The organism is Vibrio sp. 1F263, from assembly GCF_041439035.1.
GTDB lineage: Bacteria > Pseudomonadota > Gammaproteobacteria > Enterobacterales > Vibrionaceae > Vibrio > Vibrio tasmaniensis_A.
Map to the genome: position 1 here is coordinate 1 of NZ_JBGONI010000023.1, position 26,147 is coordinate 26,147.

Here is a 26,147-nt window from a genome sequence, read left to right on the forward strand (position 1 = left end):
CCTGTCACGCCGGGGGTCGCGGGTTCGAGTCCCGTCCACTCCGCCACTTATTAGACAAAGCCCTAACAGAAATGTTAGGGCTTTTTCATGTCTAGTGTTTTGGTCTGCGACCAACGAGTCCCGGTGCCTGCAACCCCAGCCGTTCCGCCATTTATTAGAAAGCCTAGTCTTATGACTAGGCTTTCGTCGTTTCAGGGCTGTGAGTTTTTGTCTTCGACTACGATAATATCGCTACAGATTGAGAAGATTCGCTAGGAATAGTGAAGCTTTTTCACTTAAATATCTAAAGTCAGTAGATAACTCTCAAGCTATCCCAAAAATATCACTCTCGACATACACCAATTCCCTAATGACGACTAGTATAAAAACAGTGATCGTTTATTTGGAATTGTTATGAGGTTATTTTGTACATTGGCTCTTATCTTTTGTTCGTTTGTTGTATCTGCAACCTCGTGGGAAAAAGAGAAAAGCCCAACAAGAAATTCAACCTCATCCATAGGTAGTTACGCTAATGGTTGTCTTGACGGGGCGCAAGCTTTGCCAATTAATGGGCAAGGTTATCAGGTGATCCGCCCTCAGAGAGAGCGCTATTATGGCCACACAGAGTCAATTCAGTTTATTGAAAGGCTAGGTTTAACTACAAGCAAACAACTCAACACAAATCTATTGGTGGGTGATATTTCTCTGCCTCGTGGAGGGCGTTTTTCTTCGGGTCATTCAAGTCACCAGACTGGTTTGGATATTGATATATGGTTAAGGCTCACTGATAAAAAACTTTCAGAGAATGAACTTGCCGTACCTAAGCCATTGAGCGTTGTCGATCTCACTAACTACAAATTGCGTGAATCGAATTGGACCGATGATCATTTTCAAGTGATTCGCTATGCAGCCAAAGATGAAAAAGTGGTGCGTATTTTTGTTCACCCAGTTATTAAGCACACCCTTTGTGAACAAGAAAACTCTGATGCCAATGGGAGAGCTTGGTTAGGTAAAATTAGGCCTTGGTGGGGACATCATTCTCATTTTCATGTTCGTTTAAAATGCCCTAAAGGCAGCTCAAACTGTATAGCTCAAGCAAGCCCTCCTAAAGGTGATGGTTGTGGAGATGAACTTGCAAGTTGGGCTCCAAAGACCATTCCCGTTCCTCCACCTAAAAAAGTCGCTAAAAGTAAGAAAAAAAAGAGAGTTAAAGTGATGCCAAGTCAATGTTTGGCCTTGATATCAAATAAGTAATCCTGTTCATCGAGAATTTTTGCAGTGGTAATGCCACTGGTTTTCTCGACTCTAAAACTGGAGAAATATCACACTTTTGTCTAGAGTTTATAAACACGAGATTAAGAACATCGTTTGATATCAATAAAACCAATAACGATATCAGCAAAGGCGACGATGACGAATTTGACAAGGTTTGGTCAGGGATTGAGTGTTTTTTGGGGTGAAAGATGCGGCTTATACGCAGTATGCGAAATCAGAGTCTGATGCCCGTCGATAGATAATTCAAGGATAAGACTATGACTATGATTTGTGCAAAGGAATTTTCCGAATGGTTAAGACATAGGTTCAACGCTGAAAGCTCGGGTATTTCTATTTCAAGAGCTGATATCAATCAGCTAACAGGCAGACAACGTTTAGACCCTAGCTTCGTAAATGATGTTCACTATGAATTAATGCAGTATGGAATGGCATTTGTGACTGATACCAGTAGAGAAAACTTCTATCTTGTTCCGATAGCTCAATCAATAAACTGGCGTGAACGACTCGAATATCAATTTGAGAAAGAGATGTTCTGCAACATATATCCCATTGAAAAATCGGGTTAAAAAAAAGGTTCAACTTGATGATTAAGTTGAACCTTTTACCTTTTAGGTCAAGCCTTGAATAATGACAAACTTTTCTAATAATTCGTCGTCAGTTTCAATATGGTTTGGGTCAGTGATTATGCATTTTGTAATGGGACACACTGACTGACATGTTGGCTTCTCATAGTGACCTTTACACTCAGTACATAAATCAGGATCGATTTCGAAGATACTGTCACCCATAGTGATTGCGCCATTTGGGCATTCTGGGTCACACATATCGCAGTTTATGCACTTGTCAGTTATTAGTAGAGCCATTTATCTTTCCAAAGTAACCGTTATTTACCTGAAGCGTTACGTGTATCTTGGCCTGCGCTCAAGTTACGCATTAACAAACCAAATTCTAGATCAAGATCAGCAGGTACAGGAATAAATACGAAGTGACCGTTACCTTTTGCGTCGTCTACCGCTTCAGATTTACGGTTTTCCATAACTTCTAGTTTGAAAACAATGTTACCTTTCGGTGTCATCATTTCTAGGCTGTCACCAACTAGGAATTTGTTTTTCACTTCTACTTCAGCTAGGTCGCCACGGCGTTTACCTGTGAATTCACCAACAAACTGTTGAGTATCAGAGATAGAATAACCGTATTCGTAGTTTTGGTATGAATCGTGAGTGTGACGACGTAGGAAGCCTTCAGTGTAACCTCGGTGAGCTAGGCTCTCTAGCGTACCCATTAGACTCTCATCAAATGGCTTACCTGCAACAGCATCGTCGATAGCTTTACGGTAAACCTGTGCTGTACGTGCACAGTAGTAGAAAGACTTAGTACGACCTTCGATTTTCAGAGAGTGAACGCCCATCTTAGTTAAACGCTCAACGTGTTGGATTGCGCGAAGATCTTTTGAGTTCATGATGTAAGTACCATGCTCATCTTCAAACGCTGCCATTTTCTCTTCTGGCTTGTGTGACTCAGAAAGCAACACGACTTCGTCTGTTGGCTTGCCAAGGCCTAGAGTGTTGTCTGGGCGTTCGTCTTGAACTTCAATACCTTGAGTTTCTACTTCTTGAATAGCAACACCTGTTGGGTTTGCTTCAACGATCTGACCATTTTCGTCTTCTTTCGCAGCTTCGGTCTTGTATTCCCAACGACAAGCGTTAGTACAAGTACCTTGGTTTGGATCGCGTTTGTTCATGTAGCCAGAAAGTAGGCAACGACCAGAGTAAGCCATGCATAGAGCACCGTGAACAAAGATTTCTAGCTCTGTTTCTGGGCAGTGTTCGCGAATCTCTTCGATTTCTTCAAGAGATAGCTCACGAGATAGGATCACACGCTCAACGCCTTGAGTTGACCAGAACTTAACGGTCGCCCAGTTTACTGCGTTTGCTTGAACTGAAAGGTGGATCGGCATTTCAGGGAATGATTCACGTACCATCATGATAAGACCTGGATCTGACATGATAAGTGCGTCTGGGCCCATCTCAACAACTGGCTTAAGGTCGCGGATAAATGTTTTTAATTTAGAGTTGTGTGGCTGAATGTTACATACAACATATAACTTTTTGCCTTGAGCATGAGCTTCATCGATACCGATTTGTAGGTTTTCGTGATTGAACTCGTTGTTACGAACACGAAGGCTGTAACGTGGCTGGCCTGCGTATACTGCATCTGCGCCATAGGCGAATGCGTAACGCATGTTTTTAAGGCTTCCTGCCGGTGATAATAGTTCAGGTACAAATGGTTTTTGTGTAGTCATTGCTTCGTTCTCTAATCTGATCTCAAGTCAGGTTGATACCACCAAGTGATATCAAAGGGGCGCAAATTTTACGCTAAAATGAGTTTGGTTGATAGCCCTAAAGATAACAATGGTATTGTGAAGAGTGTTGTTAGGTGTTGATAAGCGGGGTGGAGAAGAAAACAAGCTCAGATATCGTCGATGCCTGAGCTTCAAATCGGAACAATTAAGCGTTAGGTTGAGTTAACCCGCCTAATGATTCGAATAGGTTTGGTAGGAAAACACTGAACTCACCACAAAGTAGAGAGAAGTCTGCATCAAAACGTGCAGCTTGATCTTCACGAGGAATATCGTCGTTCTCATCTTTTAGTTCATCACTGAATTTTAGACGCTTGATGCTGCCATCTTCAGCAAGAATGAACTCAATGCGATCTTGCCAGTTGATCAGAAGTTTAGTCACAACTTTATTGGCTTCGATGTGGTTCTTAATCTCATCAGCTTCTAGTTCTTGTTTCTTAACTCGAACAATACCGCCGTCTTCTTGGATTGATTTAAGCTCAGCTTCATCAAGCATGGTGATGCCTTTAGGCGTATCACCTGACTTAACCCATTCCGTTAACGTTGTTTCAATCGCTTGCTCTGGAATAGCTGGCACTACTGGCAAGCTACCCATTGTTTTACGTAGTAATGCTAGTACGTCTTCTGCTTTTTTGTAGCTGCTAGCATCAACAACAATAAAGCCTTCTTTCGGCATGATCAGCGCGTAAGTAAAGTTACTGCGGCTGAAAGCACGAGGAAGAAGATCGATGATGATGTCTTCTTTTAGGCTGTCTTTCTCTTTCTTTTTCAAAGGAGTACCAGACTCTGCCTCAAGCGTTTCTACTTTTGCATTCAATGAATCTTTGATCACTGAAGCTGGAAGCATTTTCTCTTCTTTCTTTGCACAGATGAGAATGCGGTTTTCTGATACGTGCGTCATCATATCGCCGTGTCTACCCATCGCGTTTACCCAACCAAACTTCTGTTTGTCTTGGCTGCCACAAGGGGTAAAACGGAACTCTTCAAGTTGTTTCTCTAGCTGATCTGCGTTGAAGTCTATATCACGATTAAAGCGATAGACGAGGCAATTCTTAAACCACATAAATATTTCTCATACCTTTATCTGAAGACGCTCATCATAGGAGATTTCGATCCATTTGTCTTATACCTGCAATAAAAATTAAAAGTGAAATGTTTGAGACAGTTATATGAAAATTTGTTTTCAAAGGTCACAAAAGTGTCATAATTAAACCAGATAATGCAATGCGTTGATTAAATACTAAGGCTATTCAATTATGTCGAGAAGGATTCTGGTCGTTGAAGATGAAGCACCTATTCGTGAGATGTTGTGTTTTGTACTTGAGCAAAAAGGCTACCAAGCAGTAGAGGCTGAAGATTACGATACAGCGGTAAACAAGCTATGTGAACCTTTCCCAGATCTAGTATTACTAGATTGGATGCTACCTGGTGGTAGCGGGATAAACTTTATCAAGCACATGAAGCGTGAAGAGTTAACTCGCAACATCCCAGTGGTGATGCTGACGGCTCGTGGCGAAGAAGAGGATAAGGTTCGCGGTTTAGAAGTGGGCGCTGATGATTACATCACCAAGCCATTTTCGCCAAAAGAGCTCGTTGCTCGCCTGAAAGCGGTTATCCGCCGTGTAACGCCTACTGCACTAGAAGATGTGATTGATGTACAAGGCCTTAAGCTAGACCCTGTATCTCACCGCGTTACCGCAAGTGAAGGTCCCGTTGATATGGGCCCAACCGAGTTCAAAATGCTGCATTTCTTTATGACTCACCAAGAGCGAGTATACAGCCGAGAGCAACTGCTAAATAACGTTTGGGGTACTAACGTTTACGTTGAAGATCGTACGGTTGATGTTCATATTCGACGTTTACGCAAAGCACTTGAATCTGCTGGTCATGACAAATTAATTCAAACGGTTCGCGGTGCAGGCTACCGTTTTTCTACAAAGGCTTAATGTGGCTTCACTGCCCAGTTTATGGAGTCCTGAATGGTTGAGAAGTTAACCTGGAAAAAGCTAGCTTGGGAGCTGGCTTTTTTTTACGCACCTTGGATTATAGTCGGATGGATATTCGGTTATTTACCTTGGTTATTGCTGGCTGCAACAGTATTACAGTTAGCATGGCATCTACACTATCAAATGCGTTTGTCTGCTTGGTTGTGGGATGAAAAGCGGTTAACACCCCCTTCAGGTTCTGGAAACTGGGAGTCTCTGTTCAACGGTATCTATCGTATGCAGCAGAGGCAGCGTCGCAAACGCAAAGAATTGACCAACCTTATCCGCCGTTTCCGAAACGGTGCTGAATCCCTTCCCGATGCCGTTGTGGTGTTTCGCGGTGAAGGCAATATTGTTTGGTGTAACAAGCTTGCTCAGTATTTACTGGGTTTTCGCTGGCCAGACGATTCAGGTCAACCGATCTCTAACTTGATCCGCACGCCGGACTTCATCAAGTACCTTAACAAACAAGATTTCTCAGAGCCGTTAGAGATGCCTTCGCCACTTAACGTGGAGCGTATGCTTGAGCTGCGTATCGTACCTTATACTGAAGGTGAGCATTTGATGGTAGTACGTGATGTTACTCAGCTAAAACAGCTAGAAGGCATGCGTCGTAACTTTTTCGCTAACGTTTCTCACGAGCTACGCACTCCAATGACCGTACTTCAGGGCTATCTTGAAATGACGGAAGATCCAGACATGGTCGTTGGACCTATGTGGCCTAAGGCTCATGGTGTGATGACTGAGCAGTTAAATCGTATGAACAGTTTGGTCAATCAGCTTCTTACTCTTTCTAAGATAGAAGCGGCGCCAATGCATGAATTGGATGAAGTGGTGAATGTTCCGGCGATGTTGGAAGTTCTTGAAAAAGAAGCCGCTAGTCTCAGTGGAGAGCGAGAACACAAGCTGGAATTTGATATTGATAAGAGCTTACGCGTATTAGCTGATGAAGATCAGTTAAGAAGTGCGATATCGAATCTGGTTTACAATGCAGTGAAATACACGCCGCCTGGTGCGACCGTAAAGGTTCGTTGGTATCAAACCAGTCAAGGTGCGTGTTTGGATGTGTCAGACACCGGAGACGGTATCGAACCACAACACTTGCATCGACTTACAGAGCGTTTCTATCGTGTTGATAAAGCACGCTCACGCGATACTGGGGGCAGTGGCCTAGGGTTAGCGATTGTGAAACATGCGCTTAGTCACCATGATTCACATTTAGAAATTCAAAGTGAATTGGGTGTTGGTAGCCGATTCCATTTCACGCTACCTAGCCGATTGACAGTGTCATGAGTTCCTTAATACGCCGGATGCGTTTCCCCATCAGTTCATTATTAGCATTAGCTTTGGTTACCCCTGTTCATGCCGAGCAAAGTGTCGATTCTCTTCCTGATTATTCTAAGGGTCCGGGTATTTCTGGCAGCTTGTTGTCTGTCGGTTCCGATACCTTAGCGGGAATGACAACGTTATGGGTTGAAGAGTTTAAGTCTTACTACCCGAACGTGAATGCTCAAGTTCAGGCTTCTGGTTCATCCACTGCACCTCCTGCATTAACGGAAGGTACTGCTCACCTTGGGCCTATGAGTCGTCCAATGCGCCTACGAGAAGTGGAAGCGTTCGAAAGGGAGCATGGCTATAAGCCGACGGCGCTTCGAGTTGCTATCGATGCGATTGGTCTTTTTGTGCATCGTGATAACTCTATCGAGGGGCTTAATTTTCGCGAAATTGACAGCATATTTTCGGAGACATTGCGCTGTGGCGCGACTAAGCCGCTAAACAATTGGCAAGATTTAGGTATCAGCCAGCCGTGGGCAAAACATAGATTCCAACTGTTCGGTCGTAATTCCGTTTCGGGAACCTACGGCTACTTCAAACAAAACGCATTATGTAGTGGCGACTTCAAGAACCGAGTCAATGAACAGCCAGGCTCAGCGTCGGTTGTACAGTCGGTCGCTTCATCAATCAGCGGGATAGGGTACTCAGGTATTGGTTATCGAGTGGCTGGTGTAAAGTTAATTCCTATTGCGGAGCATGGTTCTGATTACGTAGAGCCTACTCGAGCGAATATTTTAAGCGGAGATTACCCTCTATCGCGCTTTCTCTATGTGTATGTGAATAAACACCCAGATAAACCGCTTTCTCCTGTAGAGAGAGAGTTCCTCACTTTTGTATTCTCGAAGCAAGGGCAAGAACTGGTAGAGAAAGATGGCTATTTAGCGATACCGCCTGAGTTCGCGGAGCAAGAGTTGGCAAAAGTCGGGCTCTGATTGAGGCTAATACAAACTTAGAAAACGAACGTATGAACAGCTTGCTAAGTCGCAGGCTGTTTTTATTTTGACTGGTCGTTATTCTACCTTTAACGACCATCCAGCATTTTGCCAACGTTGTTGTTCTTCTTTGAGTTCATATTCAAGCAGTTGGTTTTGGGCCAACCAATAGCTGTTAGATCCTTTCAATCCCCAGTTATCCTGTTGTTCAATCGTTAGAGTCGTGTCTGGGACTAGTGCTTGATTTCTCTGACGATTGAGTAAGATAGCGAGTCTTAATATGCGAATTAGTAGCGTTATTTGTTGTGGAGAAAATAGAGACAGTTCCGGCAAGTCTTGTCGCTTAATCGCTTTTCTTTGGTGGCGAACCAATGTCGAGATAAGACGTTGTTGCTCAGTATTGAAACCGGGCATTGTCGTGTGCTTAAGCAGATAAGCCGAATGGCGGTGATAGCCTTGGAATGCGATGCTTTGCCCTACCTCATGAAGTAGTGCAGCCCAACCAACTAGATCATACAGCTCATTAGTGACCATAGTCGTTACTTGAGGCTGCACTTGTTTCAGTAATGCAAGGGCGAGTTCTTTGACTCTCTGGCCATGCGCTACGTCAACATGGTATCGAGAGACGAGCGTTTCGGCAGTTCTTGTTCGAACATCAATATCTTTAAACCTATCCTCCATGTCATAAAGAACGCCTTCTCTCAGGGCGCCATCAGAAAAATGTAACTCCTTTATGTCTAGCGTATCCATGGCTGCTGAAAGAATGATGACGCCAGCAGCAAACACCGGCTTTCTCTCATCACTTAAACCTGAAAGGTCTAAGGTTTTGGATGATGAAAACTCACATAAGTGATTTTTCAAATAGGACAGACGTTGCGGCGTAATGAGACCATCGGTAAAGCCTAAACCAATGAGTACCTCTTTTATTGACTTAGTCGTCCCTGATGAGCCAAAGGCGATTTCCCAAGGGGCCTTTGTGTATTCTTCAATCAATGGCATCAATAGACGAGTAGCCGCGGTATAAGCATCTGAGAAGTGTTGTGAGGTTAGCTCTCCGTCAGCAAAGAAGTGTTGAGTGAAGCTGACGCATCCCATAGGTAAACTGCGCATAATTAGGGGCGTAAAGCCTTGCCCTGCGACGAGTTCCGTACTCCCTCCACCGATATCAATAACCAATTTAGATTCGGAAGCGGTTTGAGTGTGTTCTACACCGTTATAGATTATTCGAGCTTCTTCTTGACCTGAAATGATCTCTATTGGAAAAGGAAACAGTGGTTTGGCTTGCTCTAAGAAGTCTTGAGCGTTTTTGGCTTTTCTTAGGGTATGAGTCGCAACAACTCTTACATCATCAAGTTCAAAATCCGCTAGTCGTTCTGCGAACACTTTGAGGCACTCCAAGCCTCGCTCGATAGCACTTTCGGATAAGAAGTTAAACTCATCCAACCCATTACCTAATCTCACTTTCTGTTTGTGTCTGCTGACTAATTGCAGGTGTTGTTCGAATACTCGGGCAACCACCATATGAAAACTGTTCGAACCCAAGTCGATAGCGGCAATACATCGAGAATGTTTGTTATCAATTAGCGGCATGATTTCTTCTCTTGTTTGTACTTCTTGCGAGCAAGTTTCTCCATACGTTTAATATAGTGGTAAGTGGAGAGTTGTGACGTCGGGTAATCGAGTGGGTTTGTTGGAGCTTGTATGTAAGGATTGCTCATCGATTGGTCTAGCACTCGAGCTTTGTTGCTGTCATCGAAATGAAACTCGGTGATATCGATAATGGTTTGCTTGATCTTTGGATCTAAAATTGGGGCTGCAACTTCGATCCTATGATCGAAGTTTCGTGTCATCCAGTCGGCAGAGGAGATATAGACTTTTGGATTACCAGCGTTACCAAAGATCATCACTCTTGGGTGTTCGAGAAAACGATCGACCACACTAACAATCTCAATCTGCTCACTGATATTGGAGACTCCCGGTACGAGAGAGCACATACCACGAATGACCATTCTCACTTTCACATTGGCTTGGCTAGCCTGATAGAGCTTCTCAATGATCTCTCGGTCGACCAAATTGTTGAGTTTTAGAGTGATACTTGCAGGCTTGTTCTCTATCGCGTTTTGTATTTCATTATCTATCAACTGATACAGGCGTTTTCTTGTATTCTTTGGTGACACAATCAGTTGCTTGAACTGTGATTTTTGATAAGGGTTTTCAATATACTTAAAGACTTGTCTCACCTCTTGAGTCAAATCTTCATTTGCAGTGAGCAGAGAAAAATCGGTATACACGCGCGCTGTTACTTCATGAAAGTTACCGGTGCCAATATGAGCGTAATGCGCCGTATGCTTGCCTTCTTTCCGTTTAATGAGCAACAGCTTGGAGTGGATTTTCAAACTTGGGATGCCATGGATGACTTTTATACCGGCTTCTTGAAGTTTCTTGGTCCATTGAATATTGGCTTGCTCATCAAAGCGAGCTTGAAGCTCAACGACGACAGTTACTTTCTTACCATTGTGCGCCGCATCGATGATCGAGCTAAGGAGCTTTGATCCTTCTGCAACACGGTAAACGTTTATTTTTATGGAAGTTACCTTCGGGTCAAAGGAAGCCTGCCTCACGAGTTCAGTAATGTGATTAAAGGTGTGATAAGGGTAATGCAACAAGATGTCACGAGCTTTGATCGCTTCGAAATAGTTTGGGTAATGACTGAAATGCGCGCACTTAATCGCGGGTAGTGGACGATTAACTAAATCACGTCGATTAAGGCGTGGGAACTCAGAGAAGTGTTTGAAGTTATGGTAGCGACCACCCGCAATGACACTGTCATAGTCAGATAGTTTAAGTCTGACTTGTAAGAAATTGAGCATTTCAGCGGGCATTTCTGACTCATAGATAAGGCGTATCGGTAGTGCCGTCAAACGCTGTTCTAAACCCAACGACATAGATTCTAGTAGAGTATTTTCATTGCTCTCTTGAAGGTCATAATCGGCATCACGAGTCATTTTTATAGCAAAGCAACGCACGGAGTCATACTCAAAGAATCCTTTAAGCAAGTCATCTAAACAAAATCGAACTATATTATCTAATAAGATCAAAGTCGTACGCTGTGAATCCGAAGTGTCTGGTAACTTAACAAATCGAGGGAGAGCTTCAGATGGGATTTCGAGTAAGACATATTGAGAAGATGTCTCTTGCTCAATGTCGATCGCCAAGTAGCTTTGCTCGTCTTTGATAATATTGAGTAACTGGCTATCTTCGTTCAAGAGAAACGGAGTTAAATGTGGCAGCACTTTTTTCTTAAAATACTTTTTGATCCACTCACTTTGCTCTTCGCTGATTTGCTGTTCGTTGACCAGAAAAATACGATTGCGCGCCAGTTCCAATAGTAATTCGCTATACAATTCATGGAATTGAGCATCGAGCTTACTTGCTTGGCTCTGCATTTGAGTTAGCAGGGTTTTCTGCGAGTTGGCAGGTAATTGAGGATCTTGAAGTAAGATCTTTCGTTTCACATCAGCAAATCGGACTTTGTAAAACTCATCGAGGTTTTTCGAGTAAATACCTAAAAAACGAACTCTTTCGATTAAGGGAACTGACTTGTCGGCCGCTTCTTGGAGTACTCTTTCGTTGAAGGATAACCAGCTAAGTTCTTTTGTGGCATAGTCTTTTTCCATCGAGATGATAATCCTTGAGTGCTGGCTATAGAGCTAATTACTTTAATCTAGAATGACAAAATTCACAAAATCTATGATCTTACTTTAAGAAATATGGTCAACAAACTTGTTATTAGTTTCAGTTGTTTAACGTAACTTGTAATATAATTGTCATCTAACGTACATATTATGTCAGTAGCTAAAAAAAGGTAGATAAACAGATGGCTTCAGCCCAATTTTCATTGAAAGAGCGCGACAAAAAAAGATGGTTGAAAGATCGTCTCGTCCGTTTTTCGGTGACATGTGGCGCGGTCAGTGTTCTAGCTGCTCTGGTGCTGATCTTTGTTTACTTGGCGATGGTCATTTTACCGGTATTTTCTGATACTGGTTTAGAGACAGACCAAGCCGTGAAGACCGTAGCCATAGAAAAGCCTATCGCCTTATCCGTGGATGAATACGGTCAGCATGCGTTTACTATCGAAAAATCCGGTTTGGTTCAGTTTTGGGATTTAGAGTCTCAAAATACACATTCTTACTTTGAGCGTAATGTTTTAGCTAACCCCATCGCTTTTTCTCGAAATACCCCATCTGAAAACTGGTTTGCCTTTGCTGATAGCGCAAGCAACCTTACTTTTTTCTACCCTGAGTATAGTGCGCCTGTGCTGCAAAAGGGCAGTGAAGCCGAACCTAAAATTGAGCAAATCGATCTCCCGGAACCGTTTTTAAATGATGAATCATCAAACGGAACAACAATCGAAAAATTTGCGTTCTCTAAGAATGGACGTGGTATCACGGTTGCCGCTCAGCTAAGCGATCAACGAGTTTTGGTTAAGTGGTACCAGAGTGATCTTACTGGTCAGTATGTTTTTCAGAAGAGTCAATGGCTGTCGGATAAGTTGGGTTTACAGCAACAGTTGTTAGTCACGCCTGATGGCCAAACTTTATATCTTCGAGCACAATCGGATTTAGTTGTATTGAAGTTATCCGATAGCGGCTTCAATGTTCGTGAAGTGATTGATCTTAGCTTAAATGATGCGAAGCACTCGGTGAAAAGTATCGATTTACTGTCTGGAGCTTATTCACTGTTGGTTACGCATGAGGACGGACAGGTTTCTCAGTGGTTCGATGTACTCAAAGATGAAAAGCGTAGCCTGACCCATATTCGCGACTTCCAACTCGCCGAAGAGGTTCAGTTTATTCTGCCAGATACTTATAGAAAGGGTTTTTATAGTTTCTATCAGAATGGCACATTACAAAGCCACTATACGACCAGTGAAAAGCTGTCGCTGTTTGAGCGCGCATTTGATAAGTCACCACAATTAGCGGCTATGTCTGCTAACGAACTGCATTTGGCGACGCTGATTGATGGCACCATCAGCGTGGCTAAAGTTGATAACGAATATCCGCAAATATCATTCTCATCGCTTTGGCAAAAAGTCTGGTACGAAAGCTATCCTGAGCCACAATACGTTTGGCAATCAACGTCGGCGAACGATGACTTTGAAGAAAAATTCAGTTTAGTCCCTATCACATTCGGTACTATCAAAGCCGCTCTGTTTGCAATGATGTTTGCCGTGCCGGTTGCTGTGCTCGGAGCCATTTACACCGCATACTTCATGTCTCCACGAATGCGAAGAGTGGTTAAGCCTTCGATTGAGCTGATGGAAGCTCTTCCGACCGTTATTATAGGATTCTTAGCCGGGCTTTGGTTTGCTCCCATTGTTGAAACGCATTTAACGGCCGTCTTCTCGTTAATGGTGCTATTGCCACTGAGCACGCTACTGACTGGGTTTGTCTGGTTCTGTTTGCCTAAAATGGTAACGAGCCGTTTTACTAATGGTTGGCATGCTCTGATATTGATCCCGGTATTGGTGATTACTGTGATAGCAGTCTTTGCTGGTGAAAATGGTATGGAAGCCTTGTTGTTTGGTGGTGATATTCGTACTTTCTTAGCTAACTATGGCATCGACTTTGACCAACGTAATGCGTTGGTGGTTGGCTTCGCTATGGGCTTCGCTGTGATCCCGACAATTTTCACGATTGCAGAAGACGCTATTTTCTCTGTGCCAAAACATTTATCCGATGGCTCACTGGCTTTGGGAGCGACGGCGTGGCAGACCCTTATTTATGTGGTGTTATTGACGGCTAGCCCTGGTATCTTTTCTGCAATCATGATGGGGCTAGGACGAGCGGTTGGCGAGACTATGATTGTCTTGATGGCGACAGGTAACACCCCAATTCTTGACTGGAATATTTTGGAAGGGATGAGGACATTATCGGCAACGATTGCTGTTGAATTACCAGAATCTGAGGTGGGCGGTTCTCATTTCCGCTTGTTGTTCTTAGCGGCACTCTTACTGTTTATTTTTACATTCGCGGTGAACTCTGTCGCAGAGTGGGTTAGACAAAGACTGAGAGATAAATATCGTGCGCTTTAGTTTTAAAGCTCTACCTCAATGTGTCTCAATGGCTGTTAGCTGTTTGACTAGTGTATCTCACGAACTTGGCTCTTCCTTGGGTTCAGCACGTCAGAGCAAGGTCGTTCATAATGAATAAACTGAAGTCATTATTGTCTTGGATTAAATCAGGCTCTCCGTGGATATGGCTAACGGGTGGGGCGGTGAGCATCAGTATGCTTTCGGTTCTTGGCCTAATGCTGCTGATCGGCTGGAAGGGCTTAACCTATTTTTGGCCTGCTCCTTTGTACCAATGGCAAGTGGATTCCAAAGATGCATCGTTAGTTGTCGGCCTCGACGAAACGGTAGTAAAGCAAGATGTATTGATTGGCCAGTTATATGAACGAAAATACATCCCGATAGAGCAAGTCCCACAAGTACAAGACCTATTGTCGACTCAAAACCTGTCGACTGGGCTAATTCAGCGCTTAAGTATCAAAGTTGCCAACAGGGAGATTTATCCAGCGGACTTTGTTTCCATTTTGGATGTTAACTTACGTGAACCAACCACCCCACCTGACTGGGCTGTGATTGAGCGAAGTCGAGGTGGTTATTTCTTTGGTAAACCAGTGGGTTTTAAAACCACTTCTGGCACATTTGATTCGAACATAGACCAAAAGCTCGAGCAAGGCTTGGCGTTCGCTGATACGTTACGCAAAGAGACGTCGCGTGTTGTGAACCAAGAAATCCGCAATATCAGCTGGCAATTGGAAAACTTGCGTTTAGAAAAACGTAAGCTTGAACTCAATGAGTCAGTGAGCGATGAATACCTTAAAACCTATACTCAAACTAAATTGGAATTAAATCGCCAGTTGGCTGAAGCCGAAGTAAAGCTTGAGCATCTTAGAACACAGCTCAATGTCGAAAGCTTGTTGGTAGAAGATATGACAGGAGAGCAGGTTGAAATTTCGCTCAGTCATATTTTGGATTATTGGTACCCGAATAATATGTCTTATCTTGAAAAGGTTGGACATTGGGGCAAACAAGTTTGGAAGTTCTTGTCGGAGAACCCGCGAGACTCAAACTCTGAAGGCGGTGTGTTTCCTGCGATTTTTGGCACGGTACTGTTGGTTATTCTTATGTCGATTGTAGTGATGCCTCTTGGTGTGGTTGCTGCGATATATCTTCATGAATACGCAAAAAACAACGCATTAACACGTTTGATTCGTATTGCCGTAATTAACTTAGCGGGTGTACCGTCGATTGTGTATGGTGTATTCGGCTTAGGATTCTTTGTGTATACCATCGGTGGCTCAATCGATTCTTTGTTTTACGCAGAACGGTTACCCGCTCCGACATTTGGTACGCCGGGCCTTTTATGGTCTGCACTGACCTTAGCGGTATTAACATTACCCGTTGTTATTGTAACAACGGAAGAGGGCTTAACGCGTATCCCTAGCTCGGTGAGGCACGGTTCATTGGCGCTTGGCGCCACTCAATTTGAGACGCTTTGGCGCATTGTTTTACCGATGGCAAGCCCTGCGATTATCACGGGTTTGATTTTGGCAATCGCGAGAGCTGCGGGGGAGGTTGCCCCACTTATGCTGGTGGGGGTGGTGAAACTCGCATCAAGCTTGCCTGTGGATGGTCAGTTCCCATACCTGCATTTAGATAGAAAGTTCATGCATTTAGGTTTTCATATCTATGATGTTGGGTTTCAAACCTCTAATATCGAAGCGGCACGACCTTTAGTGTATGCGACTTCATTTTTACTGGTTACTGTGATTGTTGGATTGAATTTAACGGCCATCAATATCCGTAATAACTTGCGTGAAAAATACCGAACCTTAGGACAAGATTAGATGTTCTCGATTAATGAAACCTTGGGTTACCAAGCACCACTTGATGTTCACAACTTGAAGGATGAGCAAATTGCTATCTCGATTGAAGGGCTGAATCTTTACTATAAAGAGAGCCAAGCACTTGATGATATTTCAATGCAAATCCCAAAGGGACAGGTGACCGCGTTTATTGGCCCATCAGGGTGTGGTAAATCGACTCTACTGCGCTGCATTAATCGCATGAACGATCTTGTTGAAGGTTGTAAGGTTTCCGGCAAAGTGAAGCTTCATGGCAAGAACGTCTATCACCCTAAGGTGGATGTCGCGACCTTACGACGTCGTGTCGGCATGGTGTTTCAACGCCCTAATCCTTTCCCTAAATCCATCTATGAGAATGTGGTTTATGGATTGAGGCTGCAAGGCGTGAGCAACAGTCGAGATCTTGATGATGCAGTTGAGCGCTCTTTGCGTGCAGCCGCGCTATGGGATGAAGTGAAAGACCGATTGCATGAGAACGCTTTTGGTTTATCGGGTGGTCAACAGCAGCGTTTGGTTATCGCTCGTGCGGTTGCCATCGAACCTGAAGTACTGTTATTGGATGAGCCAACATCGGCACTCGATCCGATTTCTACTCTGACGATTGAAGAGCTGATCAACGATCTAAAAACACAATACACAGTGGTGATTGTTACCCACAACATGCAACAAGCCGCGCGTGTAAGTGACCATACTGCCTTTATTCATATGGGAAAATTGATCGAGTACTCAGATACTGACTCAATTTTTACGTCTCCATTGAAAAACCAGACGGAAGACTACATTACTGGTAGATATGGCTAACCTCTACAAAGGTGTCATCTAGAGCTAAGTCACTCTACAAAAATGGCTTTCTTCATTTCTTTCAAGGAGCAAGTATGCATTTCGGTCGCCACATTTCAGGGCAATTCAATGTCGAGTTAGAATCGATCCGTACTCATGTATTGACCATGGGCGGGTTAGTGGAGCAGCAACTCTCGTTTGCAATGCAGGCGCTCCATAAAGACGATGTTGAATTGGCCAAAAAAGTAATTCGTGACGACCATAAAGTGAATGCGATGGAAGTGTCGATTGATGAGGCGTGTACTCGTATTATTGCGAAGCGTCAGCCGACTGCCAAAGATCTGCGTTTGATTATGGCGATCATCAAAACCATTACTGATCTAGAGCGTATTGGCGATGTGGCTTCTAAAATCGCACAGGGTGCGATTGAGATCCCTTCAACGAAAGAGCAAAAGTTTCACGTCTCGTTAGAGCCATTGTGTCGTCAGGCAATTACTATGCTGCATCAAGTATTAGATGCGTTTGCTCGTATGGATGTAGATGCGGCGGCAGAAGTACATAAACTTGATGATAAGCTGGATGCGGAATATGAAGCTGTGATTCGTCAGTTGATGACGTACATGATGGAGGATCCTAAGAACATCCCCAATATCCTGCAAGTGATGTGGTCAGCTCGTGCGATTGAGCGAGTGGGAGATCGTTGCCAAAATATCTGTGAATACATTATTTACTTTGTGAAGGGTAAAGATGTACGCCACCTTGGTGATCAAAGCCTAGATGACGCACTGAAGTAGGTATTAACTTTAGAACCGAATAATTGCACCAAGGTTAAGGTTGATTGTTGTGTCGTAAGGCACAAAGGTCTTATTGTGATCAAAAATATTCATATCAACACCAGCACGTAGCCCAAGTATTGGTGTTGCTTGGTAAACGTAGGCTCCACCAAGACTTAATCCATGTGCTGTCTTCTCTTCAATTTCGCCGTTGCGCGTCTTTGTTCCGTCATAACTCGCTACACCAATCTCCGCCTGAAAGCCGTGGTTCTGGTTGCTTCCAAACATATTTTGAATACCAACGCGGTATGCATCGACAGTCTCATCGTATCGATCGCTGTCATACCATAGGTGAGAATAGCTCAGGTAAACCGCACCTAGATTCGCCACATCAGTAATGCCTGCTTGTATTCCAAAGCCATGATAAGAACCAATCTTTAGTTCAGGAGATAAGTGAAGACCATTTGAAAGTGCAGAGGTTGAGAATAAAGCTGAAGCTAAAAGCAGTGTTTTATATTTCATGGTACCACCGAGGTAATTTTGCGCTCTCCTTAGCATTAGGTCGATCCATGCGTGAACCCAGTGAAATCACTGGCTAACGGTGATCATTATATGGGCTTTGAAAGAGCAGGCTAATTCGCATTGGTTATCTCTGTGATAATGCTTGCTTATCAGCAGGGGTGATCATTACACGTGATCTTTGGGTCTTACGTAGCCTTACAAAACGAGCTTGATAGAAGTGTCTAAACATAAGCTGATGTTCTGTAATGTATTTGTTTAAGGCACATGAGAAAAATAACGATAGTATCGATATAGCTCATTGATGCTCGCTATATTCTTACTTATCTTTAATTTATTCTTCTACTGAATTTTTCCCTTACATTTATTTTTAGGTAGATATCAGTATGAAGAAGTTTCTTTTCGTTGTGACTCCTCTTTTCGCGTTAACTGCGTGCGGCAGCGTTGCCATCATGGACAAATCAGATGCGGTTAATCAGCAGCCAGAACTCATGGTTAAAACTGATGGTGATTTTTGGGGGTTAGGACAAGAAGGGACGTTTGATATTGCAGGTATGTACCAAGGTAAATATAGCCGAGATTCATCAGGTTCAACATGGTTTGAGACTGTTTCATTCAAAGAGGGTGAGCTGGCTGCTGAAATCACTAGAGTCGATAATGGCCAAGTGTGGAACTTAGTCTGTTCTGGCGGTGGCACTTCAGTTAACTACATGGGTGTTGATTTTGGTGGCAATAAACCTTACCGCTGTTCTGTATCTCAAAGCAATGAGAATATAGGAGAGTTCGTTTTAGAGCCTCAATCTGGGATGATCAGTGTTAGCTTAGAAAAGAAAGAAGCTGGCTACATCCGAGTTGGGGCGAATAAATATGACGTAGAAACTGTCCATTCAAGTAAAGACCTTTTAATGTCGGTAGAAAAACCACTAGGGTATAGCTTTAAACACGCTTCGCAAGAAGTAGCGGCTGCACAGACAAATGGAATGATAACGCTACAGATGTTACCTGAACTTAATGACGCTGAAAAAGACACATTAGTTATCGGTACTATTGCTAGCGCACTGAGCTGGCGTCCGGAAGAGTAAAATACAATATATAACTTTTAATCGAACTTACTTTTGTACTTGTTCTGATAAAACTTGCTCTATGAGTTTTGAAAGCCAATTTGTTAAAGGTGAGTTTCGATTTTTAATGTGTATATAACTATAGACCGGAGTTTTCAGCGTTTTTCCGTCCACTGAGACATCTATCCCGCGTAATGTCGGATAGTTTTCTACTGGGAAAAGGTTGGAATGGGGCATGTACATATCAGTATGTTGAATGACATCGATTATAGCCATGACCAATTCGCTGCGAAAACCGATACGATGCTCGATGGAAAGGTCGGTTAGAATCTGAGACGCTAAGCTAAAATTGTCATTCCAACCTGGTGTTACTAAAGATGCGATTTCGTACCCTGCCATGTCATTTGGAGTCACGGTGTCTTGCTTTAAAGGGTGATCTTTCCTAACAAATATACGTCCTGTTAATTCAATGAGCTGCCTTGTATAGACTTCTTTACTTGTCTTTTCCCCTAAATAGCTTACTCCCATCAAAACCTCATCTTTTTGTATATCTGAGACAGACGAGTTTGACCATGGAACAAGCTTTAGTTTAGCGTTTGGTGCTTGCGCTTTTATATCTTTAAAAAGTGAGCCAGACAGACAAGAAAGCACCACTGGAGATAGGGCTATTTTCAACGTGTAATCGATCTCTTTCGGATCAAAAGTGTTTGATGTATTAACCGCGATAGATAGACCGTCCATGAACGGCTTGATTTGATTGGTGAGCTGCTCTGAAAATGCCGTAGGTTGTAAGCCTCCATGAACCTTTACGAAAAGATCATCGTTGAAGTGGTGTCTTAGCTTTTGTAGGGCTTGGCTAACCGCTGGCTGAGAAACGAATAAACGTTCCGCAGCCTTTCTGGTGTTTTTTTCTTGATAAACAATCAGAAATGTTCGTAACAGGTTTAAATCAAGAGAGCTGAATAGGTCTTTAGCCATATCTATCCATGAAAATTTTCTGTGCTATTCACTCTAATATACGCCAGTCCGCTAGATTCGTCAGCGTGGTTCTCTGGATTTGTGTTAGTGACGATTACCCTAAGCGGTGAGGGCAGCTCTCACATTGGATATCTTATTCGCATCAGTTACTGGTATCTGATAATCATCAACATCATTACTGCCCATTTGAGCGCTTGAATTGCTTTCCATTAGACTCGGTCTTGTCGATTTACCTGAAAGGTGAAGTGCAGGTACTTGGGTGGTGCTTTGAATCATTTTGGCATTCGTTGCGTTGACGCCAGCACCGGCCATGATATCGATTCTGCCATCGGCTTGTTTGACCATATCTGCGATCACATTGATGCCTTGCTCTGCATTAATAGCAAGTCCTGACGTCAGGATTCTTTCACATCCAAGCTCAATAATCTGCTCTAACGGTACTTTATAATCCTGAAGTTGGTCGATTGCACGGTGGAAGGTGATTGCTAGTTTGAGTTGGTGAGCCTTGCTTGAGAGAATTTGCATTGCAGACATATCAATCTCACCATCAGGTGTTAGTACACCCAGAACGACGCCATTCAACCCTGCTCTCGCACAAGCTTCAATATCTTCCAGCATACAGAGTATATCGTCATAATCGAATATGAAGTCACCTTGTCTCGGTCGTATCATGGCATAAACTGGTACGGACGAAATTTTTGCCGCTTGCTTCATCATTCCGAAGCTTGGAGTTAACCCGCCAAGTGCTAATGAAGAGCAAAGCTCAATTCGATTCGCGCCACCAGATAGTGCGTTATATAGAGATTCTAAGTTATCGATACAGACTTCAATTTCGGTGTTCATCGTATTTATCCGTTCAAAAAGATACGGACGAAATCATAACAACCTAGATACGGATATGAATAGGTGGTAGCAGAGGAAAATAGGGGTAAAGTTTGTTCTTGTAACTGCCTCTATTAAATGTTGCAGAGACGGTTTAGGTAGAGAATTGTCGTCGGAGAGAGATGAAAAAAGCCCGAAGCGTTAACTTCGGGCTTTTAATAGGACTTTACTTCTTAACTGATTGGCGGTGCGCTTTGCGCTATTAGCTTATGCTTTATTTCTCTTTATAGAGAGTCTTCCAACCATTAACCCGCGTTGAGTTCGGGCTTAAGAGGTAATTACTTGCTTAGGTCGTCAGCGTGCTCAGATAGGAATGCAGCAACACCTTGTGGAGATGCGTCCATACCTGATTTACCTTCTTCCCATTGTGCAGGACATACTTCACCGTTCTTCTCGTGGAAGTTTAGTGCGTCTACCATGCGTAGCATTTCGTCGATGTTACGACCTAGTGGAAGATCGTTAACTACTTGGTGACGTACAAGGCCGTCTGCGTCGATTAGGAAAGAACCACGGAAAGCAACGCCTGCTTCTGGGTGCTCAACATCGTATGCTTTGCAGATTTCGTGCTTAACGTCAGCAATTAGAGGGTATTTAACTTGACCGATACCGCCGTCAGCGATAGCAGTGTTACGCCATGCGTTGTGAGAGAATTGAGAATCGATAGAAACACCGATTACTTCAACGCCTTTAGCTTGGAAATCTTCTAGACGGTTGTCGAAAGCGATTAGCTCTGAAGGACAAACGAAAGTGAAGTCTAGTGGGTAGAAGAAAACTACCGCTTTCTTACCTTTAGTGAATTCTGCGAAGTTGAAGTTATCAACGATCTCACCGTTACCTAGAACAGCTGCTGCAGTAAAGTCAGGGGCTTGACGACCTACTAGTACCATTTGGAATCTCCTAAAAAATTAGTTGGCCCAACACATCTTTGTTTGGGCTCCGTTTCTACGGGACAAACTATAGTACAATCGGTACTATAGAAAAAAGCGAATTAAATAGATTAAGTTAATCGAAAAAAGCGATAAGCTTATTCTTTGTCCGTTCCTTAGGTCAAATGACCTTCACTTAAGTTATCCTACTCATATTACAAAGTAATTTCATGAATAAATGGCCAAGTCTTAAGCAACTTCACTATCTTGTTACTCTTCACGAAACTCGCCACTTTAGCGACGCTGCGGATCGCTGCTTCGTGAGTCAATCGACACTAAGTAAAGGCATTCAAAACCTGGAAGAACTCATTGGTTGTCCTCTCTATGAGAAGAAAGATAAAAAGAGCCCATTGGTTTTCACTCAAGCGGGTGAGCTGGTGGTTAAGCATGGTCGAGAGTTACTGGCGAAAGGGCAAGACTTGGTTGAGCTCGGAAATCTATGTAATGGAGACGCGATGCAAGGGCAGTTGCGAGTAGGGTGTATTCCTACTATTGCTCCATTCCTATTGTGCGATTTGGTACAAGAAGCGAACCAACGTTTTCCACAGTTGAACTTGTTGTTACGGGAAGACACGACAACTAACCTATTGGCTGCGTTGCGTCATGGTGAGTTGGATGTACTGATTCTGGCTTTGCCTGTCGATATCGATAACATGGAGAGCAAAGTTGTTGGGCAAGACCCTTTCAGAATGGTAATCAGCCGCAATCAAGCCGATGGTATTCGTGTTCCGATTAAATATGATGACCTGCCAGACGAATCTGTATTCTTGTTGGAGAACGAGCACTGTTTAACCGAGCACGCGGTATCAGCTTGTAAGCTAACCGACAAAGAGAAGATAAACCCGTTCACCGCCACAAGCCTACATACGTTGGTACAAATGGTGGCAAATGGTTTAGGAACCACCTTTATCCCACAAATGGCGATCGATCATGGTTTGTTGCAAAATCAGAATTTAGTGGTGATCGACCCGCCAGGCCAACAAGCATACCGAGACATAGGCCTTGTATGGCGACCAAGTTCGTCACGTCTTGAAACCTTTCATCAGTTAGCTGATGTAGTCTCAGAATTGCTTTAAAAAACTAGAAAATAAAATTCAAAAGAAAAAGAGCAGCGATTTGGCTGCTCTTTTTGTTTGTTCATTTGAGAAGAAAAACGCCACAAATAGTGGCGTTAGAAGCTTATTTATCTATTTTACTATAACGTTAGATTTTGAAAAAACTCAGCAAGTCTTTTTGCTTAACAGCTAATGAAGAGAGTTCTTCACTTGCCTGTTTGCTCTGCTCAATTCCTGAAACATTTTGATGAACAATATCAAAGGTCAGAGAAACATTTTGTGAAATATCTTGTGTTACGCCAGATTGTTCTTCAGACGCTGTGGCTACTTGTGTGTTCATATCAGATATTAGTTGTACAGAGTCAGTGATAGAGGCGAATGCAGCACGAAGCTGTTCGCTATACTGTCTAGATTCTTCTGCTAACGAAAGGTTGGATTGCATAAATTGGTTCGCATCTTTCGCTTGAGCCTGAAGGCGAGATATTATTTCTTGAATATCGACCGTTGATTGTTGTGTTTTAGCGGCAAGAGAACGAACTTCATCTGCAACTACCGCAAAGCCTCGGCCTTGCTCTCCCGCTCGAGCGGCTTCAATGGCTGCATTTAACGCAAGTAAGTTAGTTTGCTCAGAAATTGAATTGATCACTTCAATCACACTACCGATCTCTACCGAGTACTCTTGCAATTGATTAACGATGTTTGATGTTTCTTCGATCGAGTCTTCAACTTTTCGTGATATATCATCTGATGCATCGAGTGAAACACTGCCATCTTTGACATTTGTCGTTGCCCCAGTTGCTGCGCTCTCTGCGCTAGCTGCGTTCTGACTAACCTCACTCGCGGTACTAGAAAGTTCATTGATAGCAGTTGCGATTTGCTCCATTTGACTCAGTTCTTGTTGAGCATTTCCTTCTGTTTGGCTCATCACCGTGGTTAGCTCAACGGAGGCTGCTGAAACATTATCTGAAATTTGGTGGAAACCATCGATGATTCGACGTAGTTCTTGGCGCATCTCCAAAATGTTTGCGTATATACCGGTTTCTTTACCCGTAATTGGAATCTGCTTTGAAAGATCACCAGCGGCGACTTCGGCAACAATTGCTTGGATGTCACTTGGCTCTCCTCCAACGACTTTCCATACACTGCGGTAAATCGAAACGGCAATGCTAAGAGAAGCAGCGACAACGAGAATTGAAAGAACGCCAAGCACAAATTGCGCGTTAGAGAATCGCTCGACCATATTAGGCCCGACAGAGTCTTGCTCTGACTTTGTTGATAGCTTTATCTCTTCAATTGTTTTTGCCGCATTAACACCAGCAAGATCAAGAGTCCCTGAAATGATGCCATTTCGTGTGTTTATAGTGTCAACGATCTTTGAAAATGTATTGCGGTAAGTTTTGAAGGCACTAGTGAAATCGTTTAAGTAGTTGATTTGTTCCATCGACATGAGTTGAGATTCGATTGTTTCTGCAAGTAGTGCGGCAGAGGCAAACTCTTTTTCAGCACGCTGAGCATCTTCTGTTTTATTGCTCGTCAGAAATTTAGAAGCGTACAATCTTGATAGCAATACATGCTGCTGAAGCTGTCCTGAACTGACAGCAACTTCTAAATCTTCTTCAGCTGAAGCCTAGGTCATTAGGTTAGTCACTGCCTCACGCATATTGACCCCTGATGGGTCTAAGGCTTCTTGAACTAGGTTGTTTCGAGTATTGACAAGCTGAACAACCTTGTTAAAGCCTTGGCTATATTGATCAAGCTGCTTCTTTATCGTTAGGAATTCATTTTTGTGTAGATCGTCAAGATGAGAGTCTAATATTTCATCTATCAATTGATTTGATGCGGTGATACGTCTATTCAGTTCAGAAGCATGTGACGGAATAGGGTTCTTAATATATTTAAGTGCAGATAAACGAGCTTCCAGAATATTGGCTTGGATTCGACCTGTTGAGACACTTGTTATTGCAAGAGAGCGGTAGGTGTTAAACCCATCACTCGATTGATAAAAGCGTAATGAAGCAACGACTGAAATAACCAAAATTAGCGCGAGAATCACGCCAAAACCTAAGGACAGCAATTTCTTTAAACTCATAAATATCATTCCTAGTAAGGCAGCTTGTTTTTATTCTTAACAAATTCTTACATGATTCTAACGATAAATATATCAATAAATAGTATGTATCCACTATATTTTTATGCCTAAGAATGATGGGTAAATAGGTTGTTGATATTATTGGGTTTTGCTTGTTGCTCGTCTGGTTTCACATCAGCTGAGAGTTATTGCTTAGGCCTCTTCCGTATTATTAACGCATCTTTAATTTGTATTACAAAGTCATGGAGTAGGAAAGTTCGGTTTGGTATAGCCTAATAGCTTGATTATTAGGCTATTTGTATTGTTGGGTTAAAGCTAGTTTAGGGATGTGAGTAGCTTTCTTTTCTCTGGTAAAGCGGTCATTGCGCCTTTCTGTGTTGTTGCTAATGCCCCGCAGCCATTGCCCCACATTACTGCTTGTCGAATGATTTCAGGTTGATGCCATTCCTCGTATTGTGAGAGGTAGGCGAGTAGACCTGCGACAAAGGCATCTCCCGCACCAGTAGTATCAATAGCTTGAACTTTTTGACTCGCAATGTGCTCTCGTTGTCCATCTACTATCATCATCGAACCCGTAGCACCTAAGGTGACCAAAGTGACTGGAATTTTCAATCGGTCTAGTGCTGTTAGTCCTGATTCTAATGTGTTGCTTTCTGTAAGAAAAAGCAGTTCTTCTTCTGAAAACTTAACCACATCAGCTAAGGCGATGGCTTGCATAACAATAGGACGAACTTCTTCAGGGGTTCGCCAAACCTCTTCTCTTAGGTTGGGGTCAAAGCTAACAAATCCTCCTTTTGATTTGATTGCTTCAAGCGCTTTCAGCGTTGTACTTCTGCTTGGCTCATTTGCTAATGCGATTGAACAGCAGTGTAGCCACTCACCTTGATTAAAGGTGGGGATATCATCTTCTGTAATGAACTGATCTGCACTGGGTTTTACCATGAAGGTAAAAGTTCGCTCGCCATCTTGATCAAGATCGACCAGCACGGTTGATGTTCCGTGTTTTTCATCGAGTTTGAGTTGGGACGTATCAACCCCTTGCTCTTGGAGAACCTCTGACATAAAACGACCAAATGGATCATTACCAACTCGGCCAAAAAAACTAGCTTGACCTGATAAACGAGCAATACCAACCGCAACGTTTGCGGGGGCGCCGCCTGGACATTTTAAGTAGGTAGAGTCGCTCTCAGGAATCAAATCCACCACAGCATCGCCAGTTAACCATACCTTATTCATCATTATTTCCTCATATAGAAGCCCACCTGAGCATAAGTAGGTGGGAAATGG

Annotated in this window: 21 protein-coding genes and 1 pseudogene; 11 read left to right on the forward strand and 11 right to left on the reverse strand. The window is 43.1% G+C overall.

The window, feature by feature from the left end:
• The first annotated feature begins 393 nt into the window (after positions 1-393).
• Both mepA and ACED25_RS14835 read left to right on the forward strand, forming a co-directional pair.
• On the forward strand, positions 394-1,233 hold the full coding sequence (mepA, locus tag ACED25_RS14830; protein WP_017098092.1) for a penicillin-insensitive murein endopeptidase: 840 nt from the start codon (positions 394-396) through the stop codon (positions 1,231-1,233).
• 278 nt (positions 1,234-1,511) lie between these two features.
• Positions 1,512-1,820, forward strand: a complete 309-nt coding sequence (locus ACED25_RS14835; RefSeq protein ID WP_009848260.1) for a hypothetical protein — start codon at positions 1,512-1,514, stop codon at positions 1,818-1,820.
• A 42-nt stretch (positions 1,821-1,862) separates the two neighbouring features.
• On the opposite strand, the gene ACED25_RS14840 is transcribed toward ACED25_RS14835, so the two are convergent.
• The 3 genes from ACED25_RS14840 to rdgC all read right to left on the reverse strand — a co-directional run bounded on the left by ACED25_RS14840 (position 1,863) and on the right by rdgC (position 4,676).
• Positions 1,863-2,117 carry a YfhL family 4Fe-4S dicluster ferredoxin gene (locus ACED25_RS14840; RefSeq protein WP_004735061.1) on the reverse strand — a complete coding sequence of 85 codons (255 nt, stop codon included), beginning with the start codon at positions 2,115-2,117 and terminating at the stop codon, positions 1,863-1,865.
• Between the two features lie 20 nt (positions 2,118-2,137).
• Positions 2,138-3,556, reverse strand: coding sequence for a tRNA 5-hydroxyuridine modification protein YegQ (gene yegQ / locus ACED25_RS14845; protein WP_017098091.1), 1,419 nt, complete (start codon positions 3,554-3,556; stop codon positions 2,138-2,140).
• Positions 3,557-3,761: 205 nt separating this feature from the next.
• Positions 3,762-4,676 (reverse strand): recombination-associated protein RdgC, encoded by a 915-nt coding sequence (gene rdgC, locus ACED25_RS14850; protein WP_009848262.1) that lies wholly within the window; start codon positions 4,674-4,676, stop codon positions 3,762-3,764.
• A gap of 193 nt (positions 4,677-4,869) precedes the next feature.
• Here rdgC and phoB point away from each other — a divergent pair, with 193 nt between their 5' ends.
• From phoB to ACED25_RS14865, 3 genes are read left to right on the forward strand one after another with little or no spacing between them, the layout of a single operon-like run.
• Positions 4,870-5,559, forward strand: coding sequence for a phosphate regulon transcriptional regulator PhoB (gene phoB, locus ACED25_RS14855; RefSeq protein ID WP_004735064.1), 690 nt, complete (start codon positions 4,870-4,872; stop codon positions 5,557-5,559).
• A 33-nt stretch (positions 5,560-5,592) separates the two neighbouring features.
• A complete protein-coding gene (phoR, locus tag ACED25_RS14860) occupies positions 5,593-6,891 on the forward strand; it encodes a phosphate regulon sensor histidine kinase PhoR (protein ID WP_371695552.1) in 1,299 nt (432 codons plus the stop codon).
• Positions 6,892-6,908: 17 nt separating this feature from the next.
• Positions 6,909-7,865, forward strand: a complete 957-nt coding sequence (locus tag ACED25_RS14865) for a PstS family phosphate ABC transporter substrate-binding protein (protein WP_371695585.1) — start codon at positions 6,909-6,911, stop codon at positions 7,863-7,865.
• A 78-nt stretch (positions 7,866-7,943) separates the two neighbouring features.
• Here the strand turns inward: ACED25_RS14865 and ppx are convergent, their stop codons facing one another.
• Both ppx and ppk1 read right to left on the reverse strand, forming a co-directional pair.
• On the reverse strand, positions 7,944-9,455 hold the full coding sequence (gene ppx, locus ACED25_RS14870; RefSeq protein ID WP_371695553.1) for an exopolyphosphatase: 1,512 nt from the start codon (positions 9,453-9,455) through the stop codon (positions 7,944-7,946).
• A complete protein-coding gene (gene ppk1 / locus ACED25_RS14875) occupies positions 9,446-11,542 on the reverse strand; it encodes a polyphosphate kinase 1 (RefSeq protein ID WP_371695554.1) in 2,097 nt (698 codons plus the stop codon). The genes ppx and ppk1 overlap by 10 nt, the downstream gene beginning before the upstream one ends.
• 200 nt (positions 11,543-11,742) lie before the next feature.
• On the opposite strand from ppk1, the gene ACED25_RS14880 reads away from it, so the two are divergent.
• From ACED25_RS14880 to phoU, 4 genes are all read left to right on the forward strand, one after another.
• Positions 11,743-13,959, forward strand: coding sequence for an ABC transporter permease subunit (locus ACED25_RS14880; RefSeq protein ID WP_371695555.1), 2,217 nt, complete (start codon positions 11,743-11,745; stop codon positions 13,957-13,959).
• 110 nt (positions 13,960-14,069) lie between these two features.
• Positions 14,070-15,779, forward strand: coding sequence for a phosphate ABC transporter permease PstA (gene pstA, locus ACED25_RS14885; RefSeq protein ID WP_371695556.1), 1,710 nt, complete (start codon positions 14,070-14,072; stop codon positions 15,777-15,779).
• Positions 15,780-16,598 carry a phosphate ABC transporter ATP-binding protein PstB gene (gene pstB / locus ACED25_RS14890; protein ID WP_009848269.1) on the forward strand — a complete coding sequence of 273 codons (819 nt, stop codon included), beginning with the start codon at positions 15,780-15,782 and terminating at the stop codon, positions 16,596-16,598.
• Between the two features lie 74 nt (positions 16,599-16,672).
• A complete protein-coding gene (phoU, locus tag ACED25_RS14895) occupies positions 16,673-17,371 on the forward strand; it encodes a phosphate signaling complex protein PhoU (protein WP_009848270.1) in 699 nt (232 codons plus the stop codon).
• A gap of 9 nt (positions 17,372-17,380) precedes the next feature.
• Here phoU and ACED25_RS14900 read toward each other — a convergent pair whose 3' ends face one another.
• Positions 17,381-17,872: a hypothetical protein gene (locus ACED25_RS14900; RefSeq protein WP_371695557.1), complete on the reverse strand. Its 492-nt coding sequence runs from the start codon at positions 17,870-17,872 to the stop codon at positions 17,381-17,383.
• 383 nt (positions 17,873-18,255) lie between these two features.
• Between ACED25_RS14900 and ACED25_RS14905 the strand changes: the two genes are divergently transcribed.
• Positions 18,256-18,951: a hypothetical protein gene (locus ACED25_RS14905; protein WP_041472743.1), complete on the forward strand. Its 696-nt coding sequence runs from the start codon at positions 18,256-18,258 to the stop codon at positions 18,949-18,951.
• Between the two features lie 27 nt (positions 18,952-18,978).
• On the opposite strand, the gene ACED25_RS14910 is transcribed toward ACED25_RS14905, so the two are convergent.
• From ACED25_RS14910 to ACED25_RS14920, 3 genes are all read right to left on the reverse strand, one after another.
• Complete coding sequence (locus ACED25_RS14910) at positions 18,979-19,908, reverse strand: LysR family transcriptional regulator (protein ID WP_012603303.1); 930 nt, start codon at positions 19,906-19,908, stop codon at positions 18,979-18,981.
• 99 nt (positions 19,909-20,007) lie between these two features.
• The gene (locus ACED25_RS14915; protein ID WP_371695559.1) at positions 20,008-20,751 is read right to left on the reverse strand and encodes a copper homeostasis protein CutC; all 744 of its coding nucleotides are present in this window, start codon (positions 20,749-20,751) and stop codon (positions 20,008-20,010) included.
• A gap of 317 nt (positions 20,752-21,068) precedes the next feature.
• Positions 21,069-21,677, reverse strand: coding sequence for a peroxiredoxin C (locus tag ACED25_RS14920; protein ID WP_009848275.1), 609 nt, complete (start codon positions 21,675-21,677; stop codon positions 21,069-21,071).
• A 209-nt stretch (positions 21,678-21,886) separates the two neighbouring features.
• On the opposite strand from ACED25_RS14920, the gene ACED25_RS14925 reads away from it, so the two are divergent.
• Complete coding sequence (locus ACED25_RS14925) at positions 21,887-22,792, forward strand: hydrogen peroxide-inducible genes activator (RefSeq protein ID WP_009848276.1); 906 nt, start codon at positions 21,887-21,889, stop codon at positions 22,790-22,792.
• A 127-nt stretch (positions 22,793-22,919) separates the two neighbouring features.
• Here the strand turns inward: ACED25_RS14925 and ACED25_RS14930 are convergent.
• Together ACED25_RS14930 and ACED25_RS14935 are read right to left on the reverse strand one after the other, a co-directional pair.
• Positions 22,920-24,860 (reverse strand): annotated as a pseudogene (locus ACED25_RS14930) (methyl-accepting chemotaxis protein).
• A gap of 315 nt (positions 24,861-25,175) precedes the next feature.
• Entirely contained in the window at positions 25,176-26,096 is a 921-nt protein-coding gene (locus tag ACED25_RS14935; protein WP_371695586.1) for an aminoimidazole riboside kinase, read from the reverse strand.
• Positions 26,097-26,147: the final 51 nt, after the last annotated feature.